General features: G+C 63.2%; 26 protein-coding genes and 2 tRNA genes. 16 read left to right on the top strand and 12 right to left on the bottom strand.

The annotated features are described in order from the left end of the window. Positions 1–50: 50 nt before the first annotated feature. From Q9316_RS08500 to Q9316_RS08525, 6 genes are all read left to right on the top strand, one after another. Positions 51–989: an OmpA family protein gene (locus Q9316_RS08500; RefSeq protein ID WP_306034747.1), complete on the top strand. Its 939-nt coding sequence runs from the start codon at positions 51–53 to the stop codon at positions 987–989. Further along, on the top strand, positions 986–2,569 hold the full coding sequence (locus tag Q9316_RS08505; RefSeq protein ID WP_306034748.1) for a caspase family protein: 1,584 nt from the start codon (positions 986–988) through the stop codon (positions 2,567–2,569). Before Q9316_RS08500 ends, Q9316_RS08505 begins: the two co-directional genes overlap by 4 nt. Next, positions 2,569–4,161: a caspase family protein gene (locus Q9316_RS08510; protein ID WP_306034749.1), complete on the top strand. Its 1,593-nt coding sequence runs from the start codon at positions 2,569–2,571 to the stop codon at positions 4,159–4,161. The genes Q9316_RS08505 and Q9316_RS08510 overlap by 1 nt, the downstream gene beginning before the upstream one ends. 148 nt (positions 4,162–4,309) lie before the next feature. Then, positions 4,310–4,385: transfer RNA gene (locus Q9316_RS08515), tRNA-Lys, on the top strand. A 148-nt stretch (positions 4,386–4,533) separates the two neighbouring features. Next, positions 4,534–5,283: a cytochrome c biogenesis CcdA family protein gene (locus tag Q9316_RS08520; protein WP_306034750.1), complete on the top strand. Its 750-nt coding sequence runs from the start codon at positions 4,534–4,536 to the stop codon at positions 5,281–5,283. A 42-nt stretch (positions 5,284–5,325) separates the two neighbouring features. Next, positions 5,326–6,288: an AEC family transporter gene (locus Q9316_RS08525; RefSeq protein WP_306034751.1), complete on the top strand. Its 963-nt coding sequence runs from the start codon at positions 5,326–5,328 to the stop codon at positions 6,286–6,288. On the opposite strand, the gene Q9316_RS08530 is transcribed toward Q9316_RS08525, so the two are convergent. Continuing rightward, positions 6,256–7,464: a UbiH/UbiF family hydroxylase gene (locus tag Q9316_RS08530; RefSeq protein WP_306034752.1), complete on the bottom strand. Its 1,209-nt coding sequence runs from the start codon at positions 7,462–7,464 to the stop codon at positions 6,256–6,258. The genes Q9316_RS08525 and Q9316_RS08530 overlap by 33 nt on opposite strands. 247 nt (positions 7,465–7,711) lie before the next feature. On the opposite strand from Q9316_RS08530, the gene pcsA reads away from it, so the two are divergent. The 7 genes from pcsA to Q9316_RS08565 all read left to right on the top strand — a co-directional run bounded on the left by pcsA (position 7,712) and on the right by Q9316_RS08565 (position 15,093). Beyond that, positions 7,712–8,437, top strand: a complete 726-nt coding sequence (gene pcsA / locus Q9316_RS08535; RefSeq protein ID WP_306034753.1) for a phosphatidylcholine synthase — start codon at positions 7,712–7,714, stop codon at positions 8,435–8,437. Positions 8,438–8,455: 18 nt separating this feature from the next. Further along, the gene (locus tag Q9316_RS08540; protein WP_306034754.1) at positions 8,456–9,427 is read left to right on the top strand and encodes a quinone oxidoreductase family protein; all 972 of its coding nucleotides are present in this window, start codon (positions 8,456–8,458) and stop codon (positions 9,425–9,427) included. Between the two features lie 90 nt (positions 9,428–9,517). Beyond that, positions 9,518–11,059 (top strand): ABC transporter ATP-binding protein, encoded by a 1,542-nt coding sequence (locus Q9316_RS08545; RefSeq protein ID WP_306034755.1) that lies wholly within the window; start codon positions 9,518–9,520, stop codon positions 11,057–11,059. Further along, entirely contained in the window at positions 11,049–12,143 is a 1,095-nt protein-coding gene (locus Q9316_RS08550) for an ABC transporter permease (protein WP_306034756.1), read from the top strand. The genes Q9316_RS08545 and Q9316_RS08550 overlap by 11 nt, the downstream gene beginning before the upstream one ends. Next, the gene (locus Q9316_RS08555; protein WP_306034757.1) at positions 12,143–13,063 is read left to right on the top strand and encodes an ABC transporter permease; all 921 of its coding nucleotides are present in this window, start codon (positions 12,143–12,145) and stop codon (positions 13,061–13,063) included. The genes Q9316_RS08550 and Q9316_RS08555 overlap by 1 nt, the downstream gene beginning before the upstream one ends. Positions 13,064–13,112: 49 nt before the next feature. Further along, positions 13,113–14,183 carry a BMP family ABC transporter substrate-binding protein gene (locus Q9316_RS08560; RefSeq protein WP_306034758.1) on the top strand — a complete coding sequence of 357 codons (1,071 nt, stop codon included), beginning with the start codon at positions 13,113–13,115 and terminating at the stop codon, positions 14,181–14,183. Between the two features lie 202 nt (positions 14,184–14,385). Further along, positions 14,386–15,093, top strand: coding sequence for a FadR/GntR family transcriptional regulator (locus Q9316_RS08565; RefSeq protein WP_306035250.1), 708 nt, complete (start codon positions 14,386–14,388; stop codon positions 15,091–15,093). A 23-nt stretch (positions 15,094–15,116) separates the two neighbouring features. Here Q9316_RS08565 and Q9316_RS08570 read toward each other — a convergent pair whose 3' ends face one another. The 4 genes from Q9316_RS08570 to Q9316_RS08585 form a co-directional block, all read right to left on the bottom strand. Beyond that, entirely contained in the window at positions 15,117–15,464 is a 348-nt protein-coding gene (locus Q9316_RS08570) for a hypothetical protein (protein ID WP_306034759.1), read from the bottom strand. A gap of 24 nt (positions 15,465–15,488) precedes the next feature. Continuing rightward, on the bottom strand, positions 15,489–15,752 hold the full coding sequence (locus Q9316_RS08575; RefSeq protein WP_306035251.1) for a hypothetical protein: 264 nt from the start codon (positions 15,750–15,752) through the stop codon (positions 15,489–15,491). A gap of 80 nt (positions 15,753–15,832) precedes the next feature. Beyond that, positions 15,833–16,357: a DUF992 domain-containing protein gene (locus tag Q9316_RS08580; protein ID WP_306034760.1), complete on the bottom strand. Its 525-nt coding sequence runs from the start codon at positions 16,355–16,357 to the stop codon at positions 15,833–15,835. Positions 16,358–16,504: 147 nt separating this feature from the next. Then, positions 16,505–16,717, bottom strand: coding sequence for a hypothetical protein (locus Q9316_RS08585; RefSeq protein ID WP_306034761.1), 213 nt, complete (start codon positions 16,715–16,717; stop codon positions 16,505–16,507). Between the two features lie 394 nt (positions 16,718–17,111). Here Q9316_RS08585 and Q9316_RS08590 point away from each other — a divergent pair. Then, a tRNA-Ser gene (locus Q9316_RS08590) sits at positions 17,112–17,201 on the top strand. Next, positions 17,174–18,628: a tyrosine-type recombinase/integrase gene (locus tag Q9316_RS08595; protein ID WP_306034762.1), complete on the top strand. Its 1,455-nt coding sequence runs from the start codon at positions 17,174–17,176 to the stop codon at positions 18,626–18,628. The genes Q9316_RS08590 and Q9316_RS08595 overlap by 28 nt, the downstream gene beginning before the upstream one ends. A gap of 2 nt (positions 18,629–18,630) precedes the next feature. On the opposite strand, the gene Q9316_RS08600 is transcribed toward Q9316_RS08595, so the two are convergent. The 7 genes from Q9316_RS08600 to Q9316_RS08630 form a co-directional block, all read right to left on the bottom strand. After that, positions 18,631–18,861 (bottom strand): helix-turn-helix transcriptional regulator, encoded by a 231-nt coding sequence (locus tag Q9316_RS08600; protein ID WP_306034763.1) that lies wholly within the window; start codon positions 18,859–18,861, stop codon positions 18,631–18,633. Continuing rightward, positions 18,858–19,034, bottom strand: a complete 177-nt coding sequence (locus tag Q9316_RS08605; RefSeq protein ID WP_306034764.1) for a hypothetical protein — start codon at positions 19,032–19,034, stop codon at positions 18,858–18,860. The genes Q9316_RS08600 and Q9316_RS08605 overlap by 4 nt, the downstream gene beginning before the upstream one ends. Beyond that, a complete protein-coding gene (locus tag Q9316_RS08610; RefSeq protein ID WP_306034765.1) occupies positions 19,031–19,306 on the bottom strand; it encodes a hypothetical protein in 276 nt (91 codons plus the stop codon). Before Q9316_RS08610 ends, Q9316_RS08605 begins: the two co-directional genes overlap by 4 nt. Beyond that, positions 19,303–19,605: a hypothetical protein gene (locus tag Q9316_RS08615; protein WP_306034766.1), complete on the bottom strand. Its 303-nt coding sequence runs from the start codon at positions 19,603–19,605 to the stop codon at positions 19,303–19,305. The genes Q9316_RS08610 and Q9316_RS08615 overlap by 4 nt, the downstream gene beginning before the upstream one ends. Continuing rightward, positions 19,602–20,249, bottom strand: coding sequence for a hypothetical protein (locus tag Q9316_RS08620; RefSeq protein ID WP_306035391.1), 648 nt, complete (start codon positions 20,247–20,249; stop codon positions 19,602–19,604). The genes Q9316_RS08615 and Q9316_RS08620 overlap by 4 nt, the downstream gene beginning before the upstream one ends. After that, positions 20,246–20,689 carry a hypothetical protein gene (locus Q9316_RS08625; protein ID WP_306034767.1) on the bottom strand — a complete coding sequence of 148 codons (444 nt, stop codon included), beginning with the start codon at positions 20,687–20,689 and terminating at the stop codon, positions 20,246–20,248. Before Q9316_RS08625 ends, Q9316_RS08620 begins: the two co-directional genes overlap by 4 nt. Before the next feature lie 76 nt (positions 20,690–20,765). Beyond that, a complete protein-coding gene (locus Q9316_RS08630) occupies positions 20,766–20,936 on the bottom strand; it encodes a hypothetical protein (protein WP_306034768.1) in 171 nt (56 codons plus the stop codon). Positions 20,937–21,050: 114 nt separating this feature from the next. Here Q9316_RS08630 and Q9316_RS08635 point away from each other — a divergent pair, with 114 nt between their 5' ends. Further along, positions 21,051–21,524, top strand: a complete 474-nt coding sequence (locus tag Q9316_RS08635; protein ID WP_306034769.1) for a hypothetical protein — start codon at positions 21,051–21,053, stop codon at positions 21,522–21,524. The last annotated feature ends 297 nt before the right edge of the window (positions 21,525–21,821 follow it).

Here is a 21,821-nt window from a genome sequence, read left to right on the forward strand (position 1 = left end):
CCCCTGTCCATTGATTTGCAAGAAAATGGAGGGCTGGACCGACAATGCTGATGCGATCCTTTGATATTATCCCAAGCGCAAAACCGCTCGGCAGCCTTGCGGGGATCGCTCTCGCATCGACAATCTTCGTCCTGGCCGGGGCCGCACCAGCCACTGCTGCCTGCGATGCCTTCACCGGCGTCATCGAGGCGTTCAATGCGGGCGACGAGCAGAAGGCACGCTCCATCGCCGAAACCGCTGGCACGGCCAATTGCAGCGCCAACGAGCGCACGCTGGTCGGCCGCGTCGCCGCGCTCGCCACCTTCAACCGCATCGCGACCGCGGTCGGAAACGGCGAGAAGCTTTCCGATCACCAGCAGGATCTGGAAGCGCTTCAGAAACAATATGGCGGTCCCTGGCAGGTTTACGATGCGCTCGGCGATCTCGCCCGCGAGCGCAAGGACTACGAACAGGCGGCCCGCCTTTACCAGCTCGCGCTGGAGGACGGCTCGAACGAGACGCTGACGCCCGACTGGATGGCGCCGGACGAGCAGTACATCCTTCGGCTCGACAAGCTCGCCGGCGAAATGCGCCTTGCCTCGCCGCGCCCGGTACAGCTCTCCATGCGCGGCGGCTGCAAGGTCTCTTTCCGCGGCGTGTCGATCAAAAAGAAATCGACGCCGGTGCGCTACGTCTTCGGCACCGCGGATTTCACGCCGGAGGGCGTGACGGCGGCAAAGGACCTCTCCGAATGCCTCAAGTCCGTCAAACCCGTCTCGATCACGCTGATCGGTCATACGGACCCGGTCGGCTCGGCGGATGCGAACTACAAGCTGTCGCTGGCGCGCGCCGAAACGCTGAAAACCTATCTCGCCGGGGCCGGTTATGCCGGCACGATCGCCACCGTGGGCAAGGGCGAGGACGAGCCCTTCAAGCCGGACGATGCCAGCGCCTATGATACCGAGATGCTGAACCAGCTTCATCGCCGGGTGGAAGTGGACGTGAAATGATGAAGGCTCTACCCCGGCTTCTCGCGCTTTCCCTTGCCGTCGCGCTTCCCGGCCCGGCATTCGCGGCGCAGACCTATGCGCTCGTCGTCGGCGTCGATCAGTATCCGAACGATGTCAGCCTCGACGGGGCGGTGCGCGATGCCGAGGATGTCTATCGCTCGATGAGCGCGGCCGGGTTCAAGGTCGTGAAGTTCACCGATGCCGAGGCCCGCAAGGACGACATCCGCAAGGCCTGGACGGACATGGTGGCGACGGCGGCGGCGGGCGACACGATCATCTTCACCTATGCCGGCCACGGCGCGCAAATGCCGGAACTCATCGCCGGCGACGAAGCGGACGGGCTGGACGAATTCCTCCAGCTGCCGGGCTTCGACCGCAACCGCTACGAGGAAACCTCCGGCGAAATCATCGTCGACAACGAAATGAATGCCTGGTTCTCCGAGGCCGAAGGCAAGGGCGTGCATGTGCTTTTCGTTTCCGACAGCTGCTTTTCCGGCGGCATGAGCCGGTCCATCAAGGGCAAGAGCCGGCTGGCGCCGGCCGTGACGGTCAAGCTCGCGCCGCCCTCACAGGAGGCGATCGAGGGCGCGAATCTCAAGGAAATCAATTTCAAGCAGGTGACGGTTCTCGCCGCCTCGCTGGAGAGCCAGCCGACGCCGGAGGTCATCATCGACGGCGAGCCGCGCGGCGCGCTGAGCTGGAGCTTCGCCCGCGCCGTGGAAGGCAGCGCCGACCGCGACGGCAACGGGATCATCACTCGCATCGAGCTGGAAGACTATATCTTCTCGAATGTGAAGAACCGTTCCGAAGCCTTGCAGGTGCCGAACTTCATGCCGCAGGTGGCGCGCTCGGAGAGCGAGGTCGTGGTCACGCTGACGCGCGGCATCCCGGTCGCGACCGCAGACACCGGCACAGCCACGACGACGAGCGATGCAGGCGGCGCCGCCGGGACGGACAAGGTCATCAAGCCGGCGAGCGATCTCGGCTGGACCGGCAAGATCGCCCTTGAGATCGACGGAGACGCGCAGAAGCCCGCCAATACGGACGGCATAGGCACGCCGTTCCGCTGGGACGTGGCGAGCGGCGTGTTCTACACGCCGAACGGCGACGTCGCCGCCGAAAACGTCGGCCCGGACCGCATCCAGGCGGTGGTGGACAAGTTCGTGCTGCTCGATTTCCTGAAGGCGATGGCGAGCCAGAACCCCGGCTCGGTCTCGCTGACACCGGTGAAGGACATCTATGCGGCCGGCACGCGCCTGCGCTTCGATGCGCCGCCCGGCCGTTACCCCAACATGCTTGTCTTCAATCTCGCCAATACGGGCGAGGTGCAGTTCCTCGACATGCAGGCGGCCGGTACCGACAGCGCGCAGTTCAAGCTGACGGACGTCGAGGTGGTGAAGCCGTTCGGCGCCGACCATCTCATCACGATCTGGACCGCCGAACCGGTCGATGCCATCGGCGCGGTGCTTGCCGACCGCAACGTGACCGCCGCAACCCTGCTGCAGGCGCTGCAGACGCGCCTCGACGGCAAGGAGGCGAGCGTCGCCATTCAACCTCTTTACACGCGGGAAACGCTCTGATGATCCGTTATGCCGCCGCTCTCCTGTTTTCGCTCTCGCTATTTTCCGCCGCCGGCGCCGCGGATCGCGCGCTCCTGATCGGCATCGGCACCTATGCCTCGCTGCCGGAAAAGATGTTCCTCGAAGGCCCGAAGAACGACGTGCCGCTGATCGAGAAGCTCTTGAAGGAAAAGCAGGGTTATGCCGCCGATTCGATCCGCGTGCTGCTCGACAAGGATGCGACGCGCGCGGCGATCCTGGCGAGCATCGATGAATGGCTCATCGCCGGCACGCAGCCGGGCGACCGCGTCTACATCTATTTCTCCGGCCACGGTCTCCAGGTGAAGGACCAGAGCGGCGACGAGGAGGACGGGCTCGACGAGGCGCTCTCGACCTATGACATCGCCGCCGGCGATGGTGACTGGAACAATGTCATCCTCGACGACGAAATCGACGCCATGCTGGCGAAGCTGAAGGACCGCGACGTCTCCATCGTCATCGATGCCTGCCATTCCGGCACGATCTCGCGCTCCCTGTCGACGCAGGTCGGTGAGGCCATGGAGAGCGCGCGCTTCCTCCCGCGGCCCCATGCCAAGCCGGTTGAAGAGGTGAAGATGCGCGGCCTGCGCATCGACGTCGCCGTCGTGGACAAGCCCGATATCGTCAAGGAGAACGGCGTCGAGGCCTGGAGCGCGGCATCGTCATATCAAGTCGCTTGGGACGATACACGCCTGCCGCCGGAAGAGCGGCACGGCGTCTTCACGCTGTCCTATGTCAACGGCCACGAGATTTCCACCGCCGACAGCAACGGCAACGGCATCGTCTCCAATGCCGAACTGCTCGAATATGTGAAGAAGCAGTCGCAGACCTATTGCGCCGCGCAGAGCGCCTGCCAGGGCCTCGATCCGCAATTGGAGGTCAACTACGCGCTGCTCGGCGCCAGCGCCGTCACTCCGACCGCCGAGACGACCGGCCAGCAGACGCAGCAATACCAGCAGCCCCAGACGGGCGGCGATACCCAGCAGCAGACGCCCGACTATAACCAGCAGCAGGCCCAGAGCGCGGATTATGGCAAGGTCGAGCAGGTGAAGGTCGAAAACACCCAGCAGACCGCCTATGTCGCCGCCAATCCGGTGGATGCGGTGGGCGACATTCTCGGCAAGGCGCAGACCGGTGAGGTCACGGTGGCGCTGTCGTCGGACTACCTCAAGAGCGGCGAAAGCTTCCGCATCACGGTCACAAGCAAGACCGGCGGCCATCTCATCCTCTACGACGTCGACAAGGACGGCAAGGCGACGCAGATCTTCCCGAACGAGGCGGCCCAGAAGATCACGCCGCTGACCGCGGGCATGCCGCTCACCATTCCGGACGACTATTACGGCTTCGACTTCGAGGCGGAAGGCCCGAGCGAGAACGTGCTGGTCGCGATTGTCGTCGCCGACGACGTCGATCTCACCAAGATCGCGCCGAACGACTATGGCCTGAGCAAAGAGCTCGACGCCCGCACGACCATCGCCGATATCGCCGGCACCCTGAAGCAGACATGGACTCGGGACGCCGAAAACCGCAGCGTCAACTGGTCGCTCGGTCTGCTGAAATACACGGTCTATTGATGAAATCGGTCACGCCATTTCCGCAGGAATGCGGCGTGGCCGACCGCCCGTTGTAAAAGCTGTTTCGGGTGCATTTTCCGGGTTGACCCGACACTACCTCCTGCATATGTTCCGCGCACTTCCGCGGGGCGCCTTCTGTCCCGCTCGGGAGCGCGTAGCTCAGCCGGTAGAGCAACTGACTTTTAATCAGTAGGTCCAGGGTTCGAATCCCTGCGCGCTCACCACCTTCCTCCTGAAAAGACATTTCGCCGCGTTCTCCAAAAGGTGATTGGCACGAGTGGTTCGGCGCGGCTATCAGAGGTCGCAAACGAAGGTGCGGGCAGGGCCGCTTCGGGCTCTAGCCGCTTCCTTCGGACGTCGCGGAGTAGTTCCTTGTCGATTGCCGATATTTCCCTTCTGAGCGCGCTTCTGGCAGGGGCGTTGTCGTTCCTCTCGCCCTGCGTGCTGCCGCTCGTGCCGCCCTATCTCTGCTACATGGCGGGCATTTCGGTCGATCAGTTCCGCGGCAACGAGGCGGTGGCGGTGCGGCGCGACACACGCGGCGCGGTGCTGCTGGCGGCATTCTTCTTTACGCTCGGCTTTGCCACGGTCTTCGTCGCGCTCGGCGCCGGAGCCTCGACGATCGGCATGGTGCTGCGTCGGCATCTCGATATCCTCGCGCAGATCGGCGGCGTGATCATCATCCTGATGGGCCTGCATTTTCTCGGCCTGCTGCGCATCGGCCTCTTTGCCCGCGAGGCGCGCTTCCAGGGTGGCGGCAAGCCGGCGACCGCCTCCGGCGCCTATATCATGGGCCTTGCCTTCGCATTCGGCTGGACGCCCTGCATCGGTCCGGTGCTCGGGGCGATCCTCGGCATCGCGGCGGCGCGCGAGACGGTCGGCGATGGGGCGATCCTCCTCGCCATCTATTCGCTGGGCCTTGCCGTGCCGTTCTGGATCGCGGCGGGCTTTTCCGGGGCCTTCATGCGCTTCCTCGTGCGCTTCCGCCGCCATCTCGGCGCCGTCGAGAAGATCATGGGCGTGCTGCTGATCCTGACCGGCCTTGCCTTCATCTTCGGCTATATCAGCGCCGTCGCCATCTGGTTCCAGCAAACGTTTCCCATTCTCTCGCAAATCGGCTAGTCGGGTTCATCAGCCTCAGCAAGCGGGAGCAGGGCTCGGCCCATGGCGGATATCATCGGACTGGTCCTGCCGTTCTTCGGCATGATTCTCCTCGGCTACGTGGTCGCGAAGATCACGAAGCAGCCGGTCGAGGCGCTCGGCTGGCTCAACACGTTCATCATCTACATCGCCCTGCCGGCGCTGTTCTTCAAGCTGGTGGCCAAGACGCCGATCGAGCAATTGACGCGCGTCGATTTCATCGTCGCCAATATCAGCGCCACCTACCTGATTTTCGGGTTGATCTTCGCCATCGGTCTCTGGCTGCGCCGCGCGACGATCGGCGAGGCGACCATCCAGGGGCTTGCCGCGGCCTATGGCAATATCGGCTATATGGGCCCGGGGCTGGCGCTGCTTGCCTTCGGCGAACCGGCGGCAGTGCCCGTGGCGCTTGTCTTCTGCTTCGAGAACATGCTGCATTTCATGGTCGCGCCGGCCCTGATGGCTCTGGCGGGCGGCGAGAAGCGGCCGATGCTCCAGATCGTCGGCGGTATCGTGCACAAGATCGTCACGCATCCCTTCATCATCGCGACGGCCGCCGGTTTCGTTGCGGCCTTCGCCGGCTTCGAGCCGGCCGCGCCGCTGCAACGGCTGATCGACTACCTGGCGCAGGCCGCCGCGCCCTGCGCGCTCTTCGCCATGGGCGTCACGCTGGCGCTGCGGCCGCTGAAGCGCGTGCCGGTCGAGATCGGCTACATCGTGCCGGCAAAGCTGCTCCTGTTGCCCGTCACCATGTATCTGGTGCTCGGGCTTGCCGGCAATTTCGATCCGGTCTGGGTGTTCACGGCCGTGCTGCTCGCGGCCCTGCCGACGGCGACCAACGTCTTCGTCATCGGCCAGCAATATGGTGTCTGGCAGGAGCGCGCGTCCGCCACCATCCTCATCACGACGGTGCTATCAGTCGCGACGGTGACGATCCTGCTCTACCTGATCAAGTCAGGCCTGCTTGCGGGCGACCCTTTCCCGTAAACCATCGCGAAACGCCTTCAGCGAACCGAGCGGCTCGATGCCCTCGCGCATGACGATGCTGCGCAGCGGCCCGAGCGCCGACAGAAGATGCAGGCCGGCGGAACGCAGGAACTGCACGGGCAGGAAATCCGAAAGCAGCGAGCGGTTGAGCAGATCGACGCTGAGCGTGCGCGAACGGATGTCCGCCTGCCGCTTGCGGTCGAAACGCTCGCCGATGGAAGCGTAGGCCGACGGCTCGCTGTCCTGAAGAAGGTCTTTGAGCGCCATGATATCGCGCAGGCTGAGATTGAGGCCTTGCGCGCCGATCGGCGGGAAGGCGTGCGCGGCCTCGCCGACAAGTGCAAACCGCCCCTTGCCGAACCGCTCGGCCGTCATGCCGGAAAGCGGAAAGCTCTGCGCGCCGCCTTCGACGGTGACCTTGCCAAGCATGGACTGCATGCGCTCTTCCACCGCCTGGCCGAGGTCGGCGGCGGGGAGGTCGCGCAGCCGCGCGGCTTCCTTCGGCGGCAGGACCCAGACGAGGCTGGAGCGCCGGCCGGGCAGGGGAACCTGGGTGAAAGGACCGCTTTCCGTGTGGAACTCCGTCGAGACATTGCCGTGCGGCCGCTCGTGCGAGAAATTGAGCACGAGCGCTGTCTGCGGATAGGACCAGGCGCGCACGCCGATGCCGGCGCTTTCGCGGATCTTCGATTTCCGGCCATCGGCGCCGACCACGAAGGCGGCCATGACGCGCTCGCCGTCGTCCAGCACCAGTTCGACGCCGGTATCGAACGTGTTGGCGGCCGTCACGCCGTTTTCCAGCCGCACGATGCCGGCCTGCGCCGCAAGGCGGGCATCCAGCACGGCCAGGAAGGGGGCGTTCGGAATATTGTAGCCGAAGGCGTCGAGGCCGACCTCGCTGGAGCGGAAGGCGACGGGCGGCGCGCGCAGGAGCCGCGATGTCCCGTCGACGATCTGCATGGTCTCCAGCGCGGCGGCGTGGCGCGCGATCTCGTCCCACAGGCCGAGCGTCTTCAGGAAGGCGATGGACTGGTCCATCAGCGCCGTCGTGCGGCCGTCGCCGGCGCGCGCGGGCGGGGCGATCAGCACGACGCTGCGCCCCGATTCGGCAAACGCCAAGGCGGCAAGGCTGCCCGCAAGACCGGCGCCGACGACCGCGATATCGAATTGTCTCATGACCGATCTCCGAAGGGGCAAGCGTTTCCCACAGCTTTGCTGTGCTTCTACCGGTCAAGACTAGGGCCGCAAAGAGGCAATTTCCATGGGATGAATCGGCGCAGGCCGCCGAACCGGCCGATGGCCGGCCGATTTTCGCTGGCGATGCCGGTCAATCAATGCATATTACCGGCAGTGACCGCACAAGAGGGCGTGTTCGGCGGATCGCGGCCGAGGAAAAGCCCCAAGGGATGGACAGCGAACGGCAATGAAGTTCTTCAACTACAAACGCGTACCCTACGCGGAAATCCGTGCCTTTTCCGTCCATATCCTGACGGCATCCGGTTCGTTCCTCGCCTTCCTCGGTGTCGTGGCCGCAGCGGAGCACCGCTTCGTGGACATGTTCTGGTGGCTGGGCCTGGCGCTGCTCGTCGACGGCATAGACGGGCCGATCGCGCGAAAGGTGCGCGTGAAGGAAGTGCTGCCGAACTGGTCCGGCGACACGCTGGACAATGTCATCGACTACGTGACCTATGTGCTCCTGCCGGCCTTCGCGCTCTACCAGAGCGGCATGATCGGCGAGCCCTGGTCCTTCGTGGCGGCGGGCGCCATCGTGATGTCGAGCGCCATCTACTATGCCGACATGGGCATGAAGACGGACGAATACTTCTTCTCCGGCTTCCCGGTCGTCTGGAACATGGTGGTGTTCACCCTCTTCGTGATCAAGGCGAGCGAACTGACGGCATCGATCGTCGTCTTCGTTTCGGTCTTCCTCACCTTCATGCCGATCAACTTCCTCCACCCCGTGCGTGTCGAGCGCTTCAGGGCGGTCAATCTGGCCGTCTTCTTCCTGTGGGCAATCCTCGGAATCTACGCGCTTCTCCTGCATTTCGACACGCCGGCCTGGGTGGTCTGGGGCGTCGTGGCGACGGGGCTCTATCTCTATGTCATCGGCGCCGTGCTGCAGGCCTTCCCCGGTCTCGGCCGACGCTAGAGCAAAAGGGAGAATGACATGACCAAGGCGATCGTCGTCCGCAGTCTCGGCGGACCGGACGTGTTGAAGCTCGAGGATGTGCCGCTCGCCGCGCCGGGCCCCGGCGAAGTGCAGATCCGGCAGGCGGCCGTCGGCCTCAACTTCATCGACGTCTATTTCCGCACTGGGCTCTACAAAGCGGAGCCGCCGTTCATTCCGGGCAAGGAAGGGGCGGGCACCGTCACGGCGCTCGGAGAAGGCGTGACGGATTTTGCCATCGGCGACCGTGTCGCCTATGCCTCGGCGGATGGCGCCTATGCGGCCGAACGCAATGTCGCGACGAAACATCTGGTGAAGGTGCCGGACGGCATTTCGCTGGAAACCGCCGCGGCCATGATGCTGAAGGGCATGACGGCGCAGTACCTGCTGCTCCAGACCTATCAGGTGAAGCCCGGCAGCGTGATCCTGTTCCATGCGGCGGCCGGCGGCGTCGGCCTGATCGCCGGCCAGTGGGCGAAGGCGCTCGGCGCCACCGTGATCGGCACAGCGGGCTCGCAGGCGAAGATCGACCTGGCGCTGGCGCATGGCTACGACCACGTCATCGACTACGGCAAGGACGATTTCGTGGCCCACGTGCGCGAGCTCACCAACGGAGCGGGCGTCGATGTCGTCTATGATTCCGTCGGCAAGGACACGTTCCCCCAATCGCTGGACTGCCTGAAACCGCGCGGCCTGTTCGTCAGCTTCGGCAATTCGTCCGGCCCGGTCGACGCCTTCAACATGGGCCTGCTGTCGCAGAAAGGCTCGCTCTACGCGACACGGCCGACACTGTTTGCCTACATCGCCACGCGCACGGCGCTCGATGCATGTGCAAACTCGCTCTTTGATGTTGTGCAAGGCAACAAAGTGCGTATCAATATTAATCAGACTTATTCGTTGGCGGATGCTGGGCGCGCGCACACGGATCTGGAAGCAAGAAAAACGAGTGGAACGACATTGCTCATTCCCTGACACGACCCGAATGGGCGGCAAGGGCTGGGATTGCAGGAAAGAGGGGCAGATTTGTCAGCCGTTGGAGCGTCCGAGGGCAGGGGCAGTCCGTTGCTGGCTGTTCGCAGCCTGACAAAACTATTTGGCTCGTTTGCCGCCTGTAACGGCATCGACCTCGACATCCAGCCCGGCGAGATCCACGCCCTTCTGGGCGAAAACGGCGCAGGGAAATCCACCCTCGTTAAAATGCTCTTCGGCGTGCTGTCGCCGACCAGCGGCGAGATCCTGTGGAAGGGCGAGCCCGTCCGCATCCCGAGCCCCGGCGCCGCGCGGCGCCTCGGCATCGGTATGGTTTTCCAGCACTTTTCGCTGTTCGAGGCGCTGACGGTGGCGGAAAACATCGCCCTGTCGCTGAGCCCGGGCATTTCGCTTTCCAAGGTGGCCGAAGAGGCTTCGCGCCTCTCCCATCTCTACGGCCTGCCGCTCGATCCGAAGGCGCATGTCGCGGACCTTTCGGTCGGCGAGCGCCAGCGCATCGAGATCGTGCGCGCTCTCCTGCAAAACCCTGAACTCATCATTCTCGACGAACCGACCTCCGTGCTGACGCCGCAGGAGGCGGACCGCCTGTTCGAGACGCTCGCCAAGCTGAAATCCGAGGGCCGCTCCGTCCTTTACATCAGCCATCGGCTGGAAGAGGTGCAGCGCATCTGCGACCGCGCGACGGTGCTGCGCCACGGCAAGGTCACCGGCGCCTGCGATCCGCGCAAGGAAACGCCGGCCTCGCTCGCCCGCATGATGGTCGGCAGCGATGTCGCCTCGGTGAGCACGGCCGGCACCAACACCAAGGGCGAAGTGTTGCTGGAGGCGCGGCATCTCAGCGTGCCGGCGCGCACGCCCTTCGCCGTCGCGCTCAAGAATGTCTGTCTCAAGGTGCGGGGCGGCGAGGTCCTGGCCATCGCCGGTGTCGCGGGCAACGGCCAGGGCGAGCTTTTCGATGCGCTGTCCGGCGAATATCCGGTGTCCGACGCATCCGCCGTCTTCATTCGCGGCAAGGGCGCCGGCAATCTCGGCATCACCGCCCGGCGCCTGATGGGCGCGGGTTTCGTGCCGGAGGAGCGCCATGGCCATGCCGCCGTGCCGGGCCTGCCGCTTTCCGACAATCTCGTGCTGGCGCGCAACCAGTCGGACCGCAAGACCTTCCTGTCCGGCGGCGTGCTCGGCATCATCCGCCATGCCGTCGTGCGCATCGCGTCGCGTCGCATTTCCGAGACGATGGATGTGCGCAAGAGCGGCGAGGACCCGGCGGCGGGCTCCCTTTCGGGCGGCAACCTGCAGAAATACATCGTCGGGCGCGAGCTGGACCGCCAGCCGGCCGTGCTGATCGTCAACCAGCCGACCTGGGGCGTCGACGCCGGGGCGGCAAGCCGTATCCGGCAGGCGCTGGTGGACCTTGCAAAGGCGGGCTCGGCCGTGCTGGTCATCAGCCAGGATCTCGACGAGATCTTCGAGGTCGCGACGGAGATCGCCGTCATCAGCGAGGGCCGACTGTCCGATGCCTATCCCGCGCACGAATTGACGCGTGAAAAGATCGGTCTCCTGATGGGCGGCATGTACGGCAAGACGGAAGGCGAGGAGGCGGCCCATGCGCATTGAACTCGAAAAGCGCGCCAACCCCTCGACGCTCTATTCCATCCTGTCGCCCTTCCTGGCGCTGGGCCTGACGGTGATCGCCGGCGGCATCATGTTCGCCCTGCTAGGCAAGAGCCCCGTCGCCGCGCTCTACAGCTTCTTCATCGAGCCGCTGCTCGACGTCTGGTCGCTGCACGAGATCGCCATCAAGGCCGCGCCGCTGATCCTGATCGGCGTCGGCCTTTCCGTCTGCTACCGCTCCAACAACTGGAACATCGGCGCCGAGGGCCAGTTCATCGCGGGCGCCATCGCCGGCTCCATCGTGCCGGTCGTCTTCCATGAATGGCATTCGCCGCTCGTGCTGCCGCTGATGCTGATCTGCGGCATGATCGGCGGCGCGCTCTATGCCGCCGTTCCCGCCTTCCTCAAGGCGCATATGAACACCAACGAGATCCTGACGAGCCTGATGCTGGTCTATATCGCCCAGCTCTTCCTCGACTGGCTGGTGCGCGGTCCCTGGCGCAGCCCGGACGCCTACAATTTCCCGGTGACGCGCGACTTCGCGCCGGAAGCGATCCTGCCCGAGCTCATCGCCTCCGGCCGGGCCAATCTCGGCTTCGCCTTCGCCATCATCGCGGCCGTCGCCCTCTGGATCATGATGCGCTACACGCTGAAGGGCTTCGAGATCACCGTGCTCGGCCAGTCGGAACGGGCAGGGCGCTTTGCCGGCTTCTCCTCCAAGCGCATGATCTGGTTCTCCATGCTGCTGTCGGGCGCGCTGGCCGGGCTTGCCGGCATCTCCGAGGTCAGTGGCACCATCGGCAAGCTGCAGCCGATCATCTCGCCCGGCTACGGCTTCACCGCCATCATCGTCGCCTTCCTCGGCCGCCTCAATCCGCTCGGCATCATCGCCGCCGGCCTGTTCCTGGCGCTCACCTATGTCGGCGGCGAGGCGGTGCAGCTGACCCTGAGCGTTTCCGACAAGGTCACCCGCGTCTTCCAGGGCCTGCTGCTCTTCTTCGTGCTCTCCTGCGACACGCTCATCCAATACAAGATTAGGCTGGTCTTTTCCCGCCTCGGCCGCACCAGTGAAGGGGGAGCGCACTGATGGGTATCGTCGAAGCGATCCTCCTGACCGTCATCACCGCGGCCACACCGCTGGTTCTGGCGTCACTCGGCGAACTCGTCGCCGAACGCTCGGGCGTGCTGAACCTCGGCGTCGAGGGCATGATGGTGATGGGCGCCGTGCTTGCCTTCGCCGCCACGCAGGTGACGGGCTCGCCCTATGTCGGGATCCTCGCGGGCATCGCCTGCGGCGCGCTCTTCTCGCTGCTCTTCGGTTTCCTGACGCTGACGCTCGTCGCCAACCAGGTGGCGACCGGCCTTGCGCTCACCATTCTCGGCCTCGGCGTTTCCGGCCAGATCGGCGAACCCTATGTCGGCATGTCCGGCACCAAGCTGCAGCCGATTGCGATTCCGCTGCTTGCCGATATCCCGTTCCTGGGACCGCTGCTGTTCCGGCAGGACCTGATCTTCTACCTGTCGATCGCGCTGATCTTCGGCGTGAACTGGTTCCTGTTCAGGAGCCGCGCCGGCTTGAAACTGCGTGCGGTCGGCGACAGCCACGCCTCGGCCCATGCGCTCGGCGTCCACGTCATCCGCACGCGCTATCTTGCCGTGATGTTCGGCGGCGCCTGTGCCGGCCTTGCCGGCGCGCAGCTCTCGCTCGTCTATACGCCGCAATGGGTGGAGAACATGTCCGCCGGACGCGGCTGGATCGCGCTGGCGCTCGTCGTCTTCGCCTCCTGGCGGCCCTGGCGCCTGCTTGCCGGCGGCTACCTCTTCGGCGCTGTCTCGATCAGCCAGCTTCACGTCCAGCCGCTGAACCTCGGCATCCCCTCGCAGTTCCTGTCGGCGCTTCCCTATGCCGCCACGGTTGTCGTATTGGTGCTGATATCACGCAACCGACGCACCACGTTGATCAATACACCCGCCTCTCTGGGCAAGCCCTTTGTGCCAGACCGGTGAAAAGAACAAGAAAACGGGAAACAACCACTTCCAACCTACAGAGGATAAAATGAAGAAAATCATTCTCGCTCTCGCAACATCGGCCGCCGTGCTCGGCTTTGCCGCCGCAGCCAGCGCCCAGGATAAGACGAAGATCTGCTTCATCTATGTCGGCTCCAAGACAGATGGCGGCTGGACGCAGGCGCACGACATCGGCCGCCAGGCGCTGCAGAAGGAGTTCGGCGACAAGATCGAGACGCCGTTCCTCGAAAGCGTTCCGGAAGGCCCCGACGCCGAGCGCGCGATCGAGCGCATGGCCCGCTCCGGCTGCGCACTGGTCTTCACCACCTCGTTCGGCTTCATGGATGCCACCGTCAAGGTTGCCGAAAAGTTCCCGGACGTGAAGTTCGAGCACGCGACGGGCTTCAAGTCCGCCCCGAATGTCGCGACCTACAATTCGCGCTTCTATGAAGGCCGCTACATCCAGGGCCTGATCGCCGCCAAGATGTCCGAGAAGGGTGTCGCAGGCTACATCGCCTCGTTCCCGATCCCGGAAGTCGTCATGGGCATCAATGCCTTCGTGCACGGTGCGCAGTCGGTGAACCCGGACTTCAAGGTCAAGGTCATCTGGGCCAACACCTGGTTCGACCCCGGCAAGGAAGCCGACGCCGCCAAGGCGCTGATCGACCAGGGCGTCGACATCCTGACCCAGCACACGGACACGACCGCGCCGATGCAGGTCGCCGCCGAGCGTGGCATCAAGGCGTTCGGCCAGGCGTCCGACATGATCGCTGCCGGCCCGAACACCCAGCTCACCGCCATCGTCGACACCTGGGGCGCCTACTACATCAAGCGCACCAAGGCCGTGCTCGACGGCACCTGGAAGTCGGAGCAGGTCTGGGATGGCCTGAAGGACGGCATCCTGACCATGGCGCCCTACACCAACATGCCCGACGACGTGAAGAAGCTCGCCGAAGAGGCCGAAGCGAAGATCCGCTCCGGCGAACTGCACCCCTTCACCGGCCCGATCAAGAAGCAGGACGGTTCGGATTGGCTCGCCGAAGGTGCCGTCTCCGATGACGGCACGCTCCTCGGCATGAACTTCTACATCGCCGGCGTCGACGACCAGCTGCCGAAATAAGCGGCGAACGCATTCGACATGCGGGAAGGCGTCTCGAAAGGGACGCCTTTTTCGTCTGTGACAGGGATGCGACAGATCATCCTTTGCGGAATCGGCGGGGCATTCTATACCTGCCGGATGGTTCCGGGACAAAAGGGGTGGTCCGGAACGGAGGAGGGGAAGGTTCTTGCGCAAGGGTTTGCTTGAGACGGTCATCAGCGGGATGAACACGCGCACCAGCCATGCGCAGGTCGTCAACGCGCTGGGCCGGGCCATCATCGCGGGCGAATATCCCGTCGGCGCGACTTTGCCCGGCGATGCGGAGCTTGCCGCCCGCTTCAAGGTCTCCCGCACGGTACTGCGCGAGGCGATGAAGACGCTGGCCGCCAAGGGCCTCGTCGTGCCGCGCGCGCGCATCGGCACCCGCGTGACACCCAACACGCAATGGAACCTCTTCGACAGCGATATCCTCACCTGGTATTTCGCCGTCGGCATCAACGAGGATTTCCTGCTGCACCTTTCCGAAGTGCGGCTCGCGTTCGAACCGCACGCGGCAGCGCTCGCGGCCCGTCACGCCACGGAGGCCGATATCAGCCAGATGATGCGGCTTGCCGTCGCCATGGGCGATCTGGAGCATACGGCGGAATCGCTCGCGCTCGCCGATCTCAAGTTCCATCTTTCGGTGCTGGAAGCATCGCGCAACCCGTTCCTGCGTACCGTCGGCAGCCTGATCGAGGCAGCGCTCGTCGGCGCCTTCAAACTCAGCTCGCCCGCGGCCGATCGCGGCAAGATGGGCGACGTCGCGGCCACGCATATTCGCATCGTCGAGGAGATCGACAAGCGGGACGAGGATGGCGCGCGGCGCGCGATGGAGAATGTCATCAAGGTCGGCCGCGAGCGGGTGGTGCAGGCGCTGCGCGACGGAAAATAATCACCTCCCGTCGCGTGGACCGCTCAGTCGTCGTTGCTGGCGTTCAGCTCTTCCGGCCGCTTGCCTTCATCCGCTGCCCGGATGGCGACCTGGGCCGCTCCCATTGCCTGATAGAGATTGAACAGCGCCTCGCTTGCCCGCGCGGCCAGCCGAAACCATTCGGTATTGCCGGCAATGGCGGGATGATGCAGCAACTGGTCGTCGACAAGATCGAGCACGATGGAGGTCGTGTGCACCGCCTCGTGGAAGCCGAAGGAGCCCGAGGCGTAATGCGCGAGCAGGTCCGGCGGCGTCATGGCGCGCTCTTCGGCCAGGATGTCGAGCTGCTTCAGCCGTTCGTCCTCAAGTTCGATGTCTGTGCTTTCCAGCATGGTCGCCTCCGTTGCCTTGTCGCGTCAGAAGTAATCGATTCGTACACGCCGGTGGACCAAAAGAAGCGAACGATCCGGCTGGATGCGATAGGTCTCGACCACCCGCCGCCCGAAACTGTCGTGGAAGATATGCTCGAACGTGCTGCCGACCGGCGCCTTCGTGAGCTTCGTGCGCGGCTGGCCGCCATAGGTGATGCTGCCTGGGATGGGCTCGACGCCGACGCCGGTGCCTCCCGTCGTGCAGGAGGCAAGGAAAAGAGCGGCAAGCAGGGGCAGGGCGATACGCATCATGGCAAGCTCCTTCGCGCGCATCCTAGCAGATCGGGCGTCATAGGAAACGGGCGGCCGAAGCCGCCCGCTTGGTTGTGTCAGCCCTGCGGCGTAAGCGTTACCGACGTGCCGGTGGCCGCGAGATTGAGCCCGATCTGGCCGCTGACGCTGACCGTCTGCAGGTGGATCGATCCCGACGTGCCGCCGATGAGGATGTTGGTGCCGACACCGACACCCACCGTCGCTTCCGCTGTCGCGCCCTGGTAGAGGCCGCCGAGCGAACCCTGATGGTAACCGGCCGTCGGCGCGAAGACCGCCCAGACGATGCGGCCCTGCGTGGTGAAGCCTAGGTCGACGCCCATCTTGCGGATCACGCCGGAATAGGCGTCCTGCTCGCCATTGGTCGCGCTGAACACGCAGTCCACGTTCTTGGCCGAGCCGATCACGTAGCCGACGCCGCCGCCGACATCGCAGCTCAGCATGCCGATCTTGACGCCGTCGCGGGCGCCCCGGTCGACATAAACAGGCGTTTCATCGCGGATCACCATGTCTGCTGCGCCAGCCGTCGTCGCGAAAGCCTGCGCAAGGGTAAGCGCGAGGGCAGTTCCAAGCTTCTTGTTCATCTGTGCACTCCTTCTAACTGGCACGATAATGGCGAATCCGGTGCATTGGTTCCCGGCCGCCCGTCATCTCATGGCGAAGATCGTGGCGGAGTGTGGGCGCGCAAGCCGCCGCCCACAGCAAGAAAACCCGCGTTCACGCCTTTCCCGTCACACCTGGTTGATCGTCGGCAGATGCGAGATCACCTCGTCGCGGCTCCGCTCGGCGAGCGGGGCGATATGCGCGTTCCAGAATGATTCGGCGGCCGGACTGTCATGTTCCCACTTGCGGGTGGTCAGGTGATTGTCGTCGATCTTCGCAAGCCGCCCGCCGCCAAGGCGACGATATTCTGCAGCGAGTTTTGCGGTGCTTGTCTGTTCCATGGCCGGCTCCTCTTCATGAGAAAACCGAAAGCGGCGGGTGGCCCCATTGTTCCGGGCAACAAAAAAGGCCGGGGCGAAAACGCACCGACCTTCCTCATTCATCACCTGTTCACCCGTGCCAGTACATCCGTGGTCAAAAGCATCAGGCGATGACGGCAATTGCGAGCGGCAGACGCTTTCCAGCGCTCTCAAGCAATGCCGATGACGGTGATATAGGAGGCCATTGTGTCCAAAACAAGGGCTTGGCTTTAAAAGCTTTCTTCCGGTGTCGCGCCGCACGTTGACGGAATGGGCAAAACTGCTAAAAAGCCGCTTCGCTTGAAGGAGCGGCGAACGGGCGCAACCAGGCCGCGCGGCTTTTCCGAAACCGGGAAAAGATTGCTCCCTTGCCAGCGGAAGAGTGTCCGAGTGGTTTAAGGAACCGGTCTTGAAAACCGGCGTGCGGGAGACCGTACCGTGGGTTCGAATCCCACCTCTTCCGCCAATTTCGGCTTCCATCTCTTCCCTATCGTGTCCAAACGTCCTATTTTTCAGGCGTTGCGGTTGGACCGACGTTTCCATGCCTTTCCCATTATGCCCGCCGATACCCGCCAAAAAGGGGGTATGCGAGCGGGTATCGGGAAACGGGAAAGCGGGTATTTTGGAAAAGCGATGCTGACGGACGCTCAAATCAAGAAGGCCAAGCCAGCTGAGAAGGCGTATCGCCTTGTCGACGGCAACGGCCTGCACCTCTTCGTGACGCCTTCGGGAGGAAAATTGTGGCGCTACCGCTACAAAGTCGAGGGGGTAGAAAAGCTCCTCACGCTTGGTAAATACCCGCTCGTCAGCCTTCAGGATGCACGTGCAGCTCGTGACACCGCCAAGTCCCATCAGCGCGCCGGGAAAGATCCTGGCGTCGTCAAGAAAATCCAGAAACTGACCGGCGGCCGAAGCGGCAAGGCCACTTTCGAAGAACTCGCCCGCGAATGGCATGCCTTGCAAAAACCTCGCTGGGTTGAGCGCCACGCCGACGACGTTCTAAATTCTCTGGAGCGCGACGTCTTTCCTCACCTCGGCGACCTGATACCCGCCGAAATAACACCCGCTACCGTGCTCGGCGTCCTGCGAATGACCGAGAACCGGGAAGCAAAGGAGACCGCCCGCCGTCTCCGGCAGCGAATATCCGCTGTGTTCGTCTATGGCATCGCGTCGGGCCGCGCTGATCACGACCCTGCAGCCATCGTTACCAAGGCAATGGCGCCCTTGAAAAAGGGCAAGCAGCCCGCAGTGATCGATCTGGAAGGCGTACAGGGGATGCTAAGGCAGACCGAGGGCGTTCCCGCCTACGGAGTAACGAAGCTCGCCGTTCGCCTCCTGGCGCTTACTGCGGTGCGTCCTGGCACGCTGGCGACGACGCCCTGGTCGGAATTCAACGACTTGGATGAGAAGGAACCGATCTGGCGTGTACCTGCCGAACGGATGAAGGTGAAACTAGAGCACAAGAACGACGAGGCGCGCGACCATCTCGTGCCACTCTCGCGCCAGGCCGTCGAGGTTATTGCCGCAGTTCGGTCTATCACAGGAAAGGGGCCTTTCGTCTTCCCGAACGCCAGGCACGCGCACAAGCCGATGAGCGAGAACGCCATGGGTTATTTGCTGAACCGCGCCGGCTATCACTCCAAGCATGTGCCGCACGGCTTCCGGTCCAGCTTCTCGACGATCATGAACGAGCGGTTCCCCGCCGATCGCGCCATCATCGACTTCATGCTGGCCCATGTCCCGAAGGACAAGGTCGAAACCGCGTACAACCGAGCCCTCTATCTGCAGCGCCGAATTGCTTTGGCGCAGGAGTGGGCAGATCTCCTCATGAAGGAAGCCCCGCCAGCGGTGGACTTGCTGAAGGGGCCAGTGAAGATACTGAAGCGGAGGTAAACCTATTCGGGGTGGTGGATCGGCAAAGCGCTGATCCACCTCTGCACGTCCGACATTTTCCACCGAACGACGTTGCCGCCGAGGTTAAGCGGCCGCGGGAATTCGCCGGCATCCATCTTGCGATAGATGGTCGTCGAGCCGAGCGTGGTCACTTTCATGACGTCCCTCAGGCGGAGCAACGTTTCAATCGGCTCGCCCGCCGGCGCCGGTGAGGCTTCGGGCGAAACGCTCATCGGCCGTTCTCCCCTGCCATGAGTTTGTATGCCGGCGCGTACACGCGGACGTCCTCGATCTCGTCGTCTTCGAGGTCGAAGTCATCATCCATGGCGTCGAGAAGGTCGATTGCGTCGTGGATCCACCGCTCCAGTTCGGAACGGCGGAAGTTTTCGATGGCGAGGCTTCTCATTCCGCCGCCCTCTTCATGAACCCCGGCCGGTCCAGAGGCTCGGCCAGAACCGCCAGCATTGCGACTTGGCCGGAGACGATCTTGGCGAGGGCATAGGCGCGGTCGAGTTCGTGGTTGCGTACCTCGCCGGTGCCGAAATCCATCTCGGCCATATGAAAGACCATGCATTCGGTCAGGTGGTGCAGATCGTGCAGCGCATAAAAGAGATCGGAGAGTGACAGCTTTTCCTCGTCGACCGTCACAGAAAGAGAGGGGAACAGGTTGGAGCTCATAGGCTTGTCCTCCGCTTGTACTCGGCATCGAGCCACCCGAGCGCTGCCTTCATCATTGCGGGAATGCGCGGCGTGTCGCCGGCCTCGTAGTCCTCGATGGCGAGCTTCAGCGCGTCGATGGCCTCGCACAGGTCGACCGCCGGCCGATCCCATTTTTCGATCTTCTCGATGAGCGGCCAATAGGTGACGGGAAATTCTGTGTCGGTGCCGCGCTCTTCCGCCTCCCTTTGATTGGCGAGCTGTGTGAACATCTCCGCCCGATAGCGGTAGATGGTCGCGGTGAGGGAAAGTTCGGTCATGCCGATGCCCTCCCATCCAGATAGGCCAACGCGGCACGAAGGGCGCCCTCAGCGACCATGTCGTGGATAGCATCCTCGTCGAACGCAAGACGGATTGCTTCACGGACGCCGGCAACGCTGGTGACTGTCGGTGCCGCCTCGATCAGCAAGTCTTTTTCCTTGCCGTAGACCGCATCAATGAGGGCGTTCTCCTCGGCGAGGCTCACGTCTTCGCCGATTTCCAGATCGTTAAGCGCGACGACTGCTTTCCGATAGGCGGTGATCGCCACCAGAAGCGGGTCCTCAGCCGGCGCCATGGCCGGAGCCAGATCGATGAAGGAGGCGACGAACTCCACTGCTTGCTCAAAGCTGAGATCGCCGGAAGCCTTCCGCGCGGCGAGGTATCGCGCCTTGAGCAAGATCGTGTTGATTGAGGTTGCCGGGTGGCTGGCAATCTCGAAGTATCCGTCGTTTCCCTTCTGCGACAGCGCGTCCCCGCCGGCATTCTTGAACGCCACGGTGTCGTCGTCGTGCTTGCATAGAAGCGCCGAGAATCGCGCTTCGATTTCGATATGCTCGTTGATGAGCTTGGTCAGGCTTTCCAGCTCGGCCGGGTTGTCCATCGGAAGAACCGGGAGCGTCGGGTCAAAGACAAAGGGTTTCATCGAGCGCCCTCCAAATCCAAGACGGTGACGCTGAGCTGCGCGGACGCTGCGACAAACCGGGGAAGGTCTTCAGAATATTCCGCGGCGCGCTGGATCAGCAGCCACGCGCGGTCCTCTGCGTCTTCCGCGGTGCGCGGCCTTGCATCCTTGGCAACCTGTTCGACCATGGCGATGCAATCGTTGAAATGGTCGAGTAGGCCGTCGCCGATCTGGCCGGCGGCATTGTAGCCGTAGGTTTTGCCGGCAAATCGCTCCTGGTTGAGGAGCCCGAGGGCAACTTCGCTGACGGTGACAAACATCGCCATCAGCGCGCGCAGTTCCTTCATGGAGAGTTTCTGTACTTCCTCCACGCTGAGCCGGTGCCGGATCTCGGGCCGATCGGTCCCCATGATCAGCGTTGAAATTTCGGGCACAGTTGTGCTATTGGACTGCTTGTCCATTTTTGACATCCTATGTGTCGATGTGGATCTCAGCAGCGGCGGGGATCGGTCGCCAAACTTCTTCCCCGCCTGCTGCTCACTCTCCGGCCGGTGCCGGCATTTCCTTTTCCAGTCCGACCTTTATAAGCTGGCGGATCGCTTCCGACCGGCTCCCGATGCGTTTGCCGAAACGGTACGCCTCGATTCGCTGGAGCAAACTCGCCTCCATGACCATCGGGACGCGTTCCTCTTTCGGTTCCTTCTCCATGCTGCGCTCCGTAAATCGTTAAATGATTAAGTTGCGCAAGAAAACGTTAACCTCTGTGTGATATCCCGTCAATCGTTTTCTTGCGCAACTTAATCAGAGGTGTATAACTCTCCCATGGCCAGACCCAAAAAGACCGAGGGCGAATTGAAAGATCAGCGTGTTCCGCTGGTCATGTCGCCGTCCGAACTTCAAGAACTCGATGATTGGATGCACGAGAACCGCATCCGCTCTCGCGGCGAAGCGATACGGCGACTTTGTCAGATGGGCATGGCGTTTGATCGGAACTACGAACAGATAGATCAGGCTCTGAACGAAGTTGGCGAGCTCATCGGGAAATATCTCGATATTGTGCACGACGAGAAGGCCACTGCCGAGATGCTCGAAGAGTTCGTAAGCGGTGCGATCTACCCGTTCTATGAGGCGCACAGAAGGTTTGCAGCCGCTGCCGTTCCTGCGGAACTTTACAAGGGCGGGCCAAACGTTAGCGCGGCGCGCGAGAAGGTTCTTGCCTGGGTTGAGGGCTCCCAACGAATTCACGACGATCTCCTCGCAAAATTCGAGGAGATTGATGCCGAGGCGGACGACTGACGCATCAGGCCTCCTCCTCTCGTGTGCTTGCGTATGCGGGGGCGTTGACTAGCGTTGATGCGGCGTCGGTAAATGGCACGTCGACGTCCTGCGCAGCCGCGACGAACGAGGAGTGCGGCCAAGAGTTTGGCCATGGTGGTCAGTACGTTCATAACGGCTCCGGTTGCGGATTTAGTACATTATGTACGCACACCAAGTTTTGCGAGTCAAGTACGTTTTGTACGATGTGGGGCCGAAAAAATATTTCCACATTCGGCCGAGAATCGATTCGACTCACCGCGCATGTTCTGCTTTCAA

This window comes from Shinella zoogloeoides, assembly GCF_030733845.1.
In the GTDB taxonomy this organism is placed as follows: domain Bacteria; phylum Pseudomonadota; class Alphaproteobacteria; order Rhizobiales; family Rhizobiaceae; genus Shinella; species Shinella zoogloeoides_C.